This is a genomic window from Bacteroides caecigallinarum, from assembly GCF_016902295.1.
Classification (GTDB): Bacteria; Bacteroidota; Bacteroidia; order Bacteroidales; family Bacteroidaceae; genus Phocaeicola; species Phocaeicola caecigallinarum_A.
The window spans coordinates 1-5,794 of sequence record NZ_JACJLQ010000066.1 but is presented as its reverse complement, the minus strand read 5'-3'; the positions used below and the strand labels follow the sequence as shown (position 1 = coordinate 5,794).

The window sequence follows — 5,794 nt, the reverse complement described above, 5'->3', positions numbered from 1 at the left end:
TGTACACACTTCATAAGCTATATCGTTATTGGTTAATATTGTTTTTCTCTTATATACAAAGTTAACTATAATGGTATAGCTTTTTTAGTGCTATCTTATGTTATCCGTCGCTTCCGATTTTAAACATAGGAACTATATTTCTAAATATTTTATTTACAATAATACTCTGCATACCATTGAGCAAAGCTTTTTAATCCATCCCTTAAAGAAGTAGAAGGCTTGAATCCGAAATCCTCTTCAAGAGGAGTTGTATCAGCATATGTCACAGGTACATCACCTGGTTGCATTGGAACAAGTTTCTTATGAGCTTCAAAGTCATAATCTTCAGGCAGTACACCTGCATTAATCAATTCTTCTTGGAGAATCTGAACAAAATCAAGCAAATTTTCTGGCTGGTTATTACCTATGTTATAAACCTTGTATGGAGGAATAGGCAGTCCGTCTTCACCATTTTGCTTTTCTGGAGCATGCTGCATAACTCTTACTACTCCTTCTACTATATCGTCAATATAAGTAAAATCCCTCTTGCAGTTTCCATAATTGAATATTTCTATGGTTTTTCCTTCATGAAGCTTGTTTGTGAAACCAAAATAAGCCATGTCTGGGCGTCCTACTGGTCCATATACAGTGAAAAATCTCAATCCTGTAGAAGGTATATTGTATAGTTTTGAATAAGCATGAGCCATCAGTTCATTACTTTTTTTGGTTGCTGCATAAAGTGACACTGGGTTATCTACTTTGTCTTCAGTGGAGTATGGAACTTTCTTGTTTGATCCATACACAGATGAAGAAGAAGCATAAACTAGATGTTCCACTTCATGATGACGGCAAGCCTCTAATAGATTGTAAAAACCGAACATGTTACTCATTATATAAGAATCCGGATTTGTTATAGAGTAACGAACACCGGCCTGAGCTGCAAGATTTACCACTACAGCAGGTTTATAAGTAGTGAAAATATTTTCCACAGCATCACGATTAGCAATACTGTCCTCTATGAATGTCCAGTCACGATTAAGAGTTTGAATATGTGACAGACGTTCTTTTTTAATATTCACATCATAGTAATCAGTCATTGAGTCAATACCAATTATTTTGATATTTTCAAATTCATCGAACAGACGTTTTACTAAGTTTGAACCTATAAAGCCTGCAGCTCCAGTAACTAAAACTGTTTTTCCTTTTAAATTTACATTATACTCTAACATAATTAAGTTTTTCTTATAGATATTACTTATATAAATTTTATTAGCAATATCATCAAGACACACATCATAACGTGTGGCTATTATGACATTATTAAAATATAATTTTATAATCTATTGTATATTTTTATATGAGCATTTATAACATCTTCTATAGAAAAATTATCTTCCGCAAATTTTCTAGCATTATATCCCATTTCCTTTCTGAGATTTTCATCTTCGAATAGAATCTGTAATTTATCTGCCAATGTTGCACTGTCCTTTATCGGTATAAGGAATCCTGTTTTTCCATCAATAACCGTATCTCTGCATCCTGTAGAGTCACAGGTTATTATTGGTCTTCCAATGGCTGCAGCCTCTATACATGATTTTGGTAATCCTTCTTTATAATATGATGGGAATGCGAAAATATCCGAACTTTCTAGGAGTACCTTTATATCATTACGTTTGCCCAGCCATTTTATGTATGTATTGTCGCAAAGTTCATTTAAAGTTTCTTTTTTAATGGCAAGAGGATTGGTTTCCAGACCACCGCACAACAGGAATTCCACTTTATCATAGTATTTATCTCTCAGGATATTTGCCGCATCTATTAAAATTAGCACACCTTTGTCTTCTACCATTCTAGCAGTAAACAATACTCTTAGTTTGTTGCCCTTTTGTTTTTCTACATATTTAAAAACATTTAAATCTATTCCCGATCCCATTGTTCTGACACAATGTTCCCTATTAATTATTCCATTACTTACGAATAAATCTAAATCATCAGTGTTATGGAAAATACAATATGTGTTTTTTCTATGATGAATAAATCTCATCATTTTCAAGATACATTCAGACATCAGCCCATGATTGTATTCTGGAGAAAACATAACTCCAAGACCGCTGACTGCAGTAACAAGTCCGTTTATCTTTCTCAGTCTGGCTGCCAGTCCTCCCCATAATATAGTTTTTAGTCCAACCAGATGAACAATATGAGGTTTTTCTTTTTTGAAAAGGGAATAGAGGAACTTAAAAGTTTTTAGTTCCTGAAATATATTTGTACCCGTTTTATTAATAGGTAAGTTAATAAATCTCAATCCTAAAGATTTTATTTCTTCTGATTTACCTGTATCACTGGCAATGATTGTAACATCATATCCTTCTTTTACTGCTCTTAATGCAATATCTTTCCTGTGTGAAAGAAAAAAACTATCAACATTAACTACAATAAATAGTTTATTCATATATAATTTCGCATTAAAAAATAAATACTGCAAATCTCCTGATAAAAAAATCACTATTTACAAATATATGACAAAAGAATTATATCTCACAATCTTTATACTATAAAAAAAATTATAATTTTCATATATCATATTTGGATTTACGGTAAACGTTCGTTTACCTAATTTTTTTTATCTTCCATTGGATTATTTAAATTAAGTACTAGGTGTAATATAACGTACTACCTTTGCCGGACTTCCAACAGCGATACTCCAGTCTGGTATATCTTTTGTGACGAGTGAACATGATCCAATGATAGAGCCCTTACCTATTGTTACTCCAGGAAGTATTGTACTATTTAGTCCAATCTGCACATTATCCTTTATCACAACATCTTCATACTTAAAAGGTAACTTTGTAGCCATATCTTCTTTATGATAATTAGTTATATCTCTTTTATGGCATAAGATGTTAACACCATTACTAATCACCACATTGTTACCAATATATATTCTATCAGTATTACCAAAATCAGGAACTACAAAATGACCTATATGTACATTTTTTCCAAGATGTGCTCCAAGTTTCTTCCATATCCACGGCCTAATGAATTTCTTATTGATAGGTTCAAAAAAGTAGTTCATTACCGAATAAGTAAATAAAGCTCTTTTAATAAAAGTTTTAGGGACGTACCATAGAAAACCACAGAATGTTATATTACCATGCTTTTGGTAATCCCTCATCAAATTTAGTTTGTAAAGAATACGAAATGTTAAAGTTGTGTTTTCTAGCACATTATCTGTATTGTTCATATATTTATGAAATATAATTATGTAAACGTTCTATTTTTCGACACTCCAATTTTATCGGCTGTAAAATAAGTTTCCAATTTTAGTGTATCCCCTTTTAGACGGGCGCCAAGGAGGTACCCGTCTAAAAAAGAGTCCACAAAGATAGTGAAAGGTGAACGCAGATAAACAAGCTTGCTTGATTAAATTTGCTGAACCGCATCCTTCCTTATTTAAATTTAACGATTATTATTTGCATATTGTCATGGGAATAAGACTTTCGTAATCCGTTTTTCCCTTATTTTATTCTCTAAGCAGCTTGCAGAAGTAATCCCTGAAGGAGACTCATGCCTGATTCCAGAAGTTCTTCAGATAGTTAAGGACCTTGCTCATAAGTTCGCTTCAGTTCTCATCCGGATTTGCTGAGAAGAAAAGGCACTGTCTTGCAGGGTAATCTTCTTGAGAGTGGGTATCAGCTTGTTGAGCTGTATGACACCTTTGTCGGTCCAGTTCAGCAGGTTCTGCTGAGAAGTGTTCCAGTCCATATCCGACAGACGTTTTATGATTCCCCTGCATGCAGGTATTAACATCCTTATTCTATTCATTCTTGCCATCATGCTTTCCTTTTACGACCTTTTTACGGTCAATTCCTTTGAAACTTTTGGATGAAGCGTAGGTTGGGCTGTTCATAAGTGAAAGACGCTCAACAAGGGTATTATGCTTTTTCTCAAGCTTTGTGTATTCCTTGTCGCGGAACTTGTATTCAATGGCAACCTTCTCTGCCTTGCTGTTTGCTTAAGCAGGGTATCTGTAATGGAGACAATCTTACGGTTGGTTCCTTCCAGGTCTTTTCCTATTTCATCAAGTCGTGCTATCATTTCATCAAGTTACTAGCTCTTGTTCTGATTCTTCTCAGACAGGAACATGGCGAACCTCTTTATCTGCTCTTGATCCATTCCTTCAAGGGGTGTTAGTTGATTCTTGTATCTCATGTCATGAAGCTCTACTTTCTTTATCTACCAGTGTTTTCTGCCCCTGATAGTCTAAGTATGTCTTCTGAATGCATAAGTCCTCACTGGTTCTTATTGTTACTATGATACTTCCCTCTACCTCTACAGATACAACCTTCTTCTGTGTCTTCTTGAACTAGTCATAGAATGCCGTGTAGGAATGTTGTTACTAATACACAACGAGTTTATGGACACTCCTTTTGGTTAGCCCTCGGTTTTGTAGAGAAACCAGAGTCTTTCAAAGTCTTTTTCACTAAACATAATCTTTCGAGTTTTAAGTTTAGCACGAAGGTATGGGAAAGAGTCATGATAGTCAATACGCCAATTTGGGAAGCTTATAGGTGCAACAATAGTCTGTTATTTTAGTTTAGTCTAAACATCTTTTTTATATAATATCTAATTATTGCTAGACTCCAAATGTATCTGAATGAACTTACCGACCAACCGTTTCGCGTTATGAACAAATAGAAGTCATTACGTTTTTTCCAAATAGATTGCGAAGTTGTTCCACCCTTTCTAAAACGTGCAAGTGGCTGGTTTATATGACAAAATTTTGCCCCTGCTTTAGCAAAGCGAACAATTAAGTCTATATCCATTTTGTATTTTAAGTCAAGTGCATATAAACCCCATTTATCGTAAGCCGACTTTCTAATAAAACGTGCAGGATGAGCTACATTGTATTGCAGTTTAAGGCGATTAAATTCTAAATCTGGAATATGAGTTGTATATTTGTCAGTTTGATCATTCCAAACTAAAACATTTCCACTATAAATATCAATAGTTGGATCATAAGAATTTGCAATTGCTTTTAACGCGCCTGGTTCTAGCAAATCATCAGAATTAATGATTCCAATAATTTCACCAGTTGAACGACTGATACCTTTATTAAAAGCATCACTGATACCTTTATCTTTTTCAGATACAAATACGTTGATATAATTCTTATATCGTTCTACTATTTTTTGTGTACCATCTGTAGATCCCCCATCAATAATGAGATATTCTAAGTTCTCATATTGCTGATTAATGACACTATTAATCGTTTCCTCAAGATGGAGTTCGCTATTATAAGTTATTGTAATTAAAGATATTTTAGGTGTTACCATAATTCAACTTTTTTATAATCATATCATATTTTTTTTGTATGAAGTAAGATATTATAAAAATTAAAGGAATAACAATGCATATAGCAATAGGTACAGGAATTGATGCATTTCTTAGATTTGATAAATTATGTAGATTACATGCAACAACTGCTACCATATAAAAATGTCTATGAAACAGATAAGCAACCATTGAGCCTATACTGATGAAGTTAAAAAACTTCACTAATATTTTATATCGATTAATTAATGAAGATAATGATATAATAAATATAATAAACATATAATCTAAAAGAATTCCCTCATATATACTAATTCTTTTTATAAAAGTGATTGCCAGTATCCATGGTATGAATATCAGAGGAAAGAGGCTACCCGTTGGCGGAATTAAATTGATAAAAGATTTATGAATAAAAAGTTGTGCATGTTGTTGATATTTAGTAAATTAAAGATGCCCAAACTTTTAATAGACAAATATCGTA

Annotated in this window: 5 protein-coding genes; all 5 read right to left on the bottom strand. The window is 33.1% G+C overall.

The genetic code is table 11. The features are described 5' to 3' along the window. Positions 1-149: 149 nt before the first annotated feature. The 5 genes from H6A27_RS13740 to H6A27_RS13720 all read right to left on the bottom strand — a co-directional run bounded on the left by H6A27_RS13740 (position 150) and on the right by H6A27_RS13720 (position 5,315). The gene (locus H6A27_RS13740) at positions 150-1,208 is read right to left on the bottom strand and encodes an NAD-dependent epimerase/dehydratase family protein (RefSeq protein WP_204509092.1); all 1,059 of its coding nucleotides are present in this window, start codon (positions 1,206-1,208) and stop codon (positions 150-152) included. Positions 1,209-1,312: 104 nt separating this feature from the next. After that, positions 1,313-2,431, bottom strand: coding sequence for a glycosyltransferase family 4 protein (locus H6A27_RS13735; RefSeq protein WP_204509091.1), 1,119 nt, complete (start codon positions 2,429-2,431; stop codon positions 1,313-1,315). 195 nt (positions 2,432-2,626) lie between these two features. Continuing rightward, positions 2,627-3,223, bottom strand: a complete 597-nt coding sequence (locus tag H6A27_RS13730; RefSeq protein ID WP_204509090.1) for an acyltransferase — start codon at positions 3,221-3,223, stop codon at positions 2,627-2,629. A 365-nt stretch (positions 3,224-3,588) separates the two neighbouring features. Next, complete coding sequence (locus H6A27_RS15835) at positions 3,589-3,804, bottom strand: hypothetical protein (RefSeq protein ID WP_239469699.1); 216 nt, start codon at positions 3,802-3,804, stop codon at positions 3,589-3,591. Positions 3,805-4,571: 767 nt separating this feature from the next. After that, positions 4,572-5,315, bottom strand: a complete 744-nt coding sequence (locus tag H6A27_RS13720) for a glycosyltransferase family 2 protein (RefSeq protein ID WP_204509089.1) — start codon at positions 5,313-5,315, stop codon at positions 4,572-4,574. Positions 5,316-5,794 lie beyond the last annotated feature (479 nt).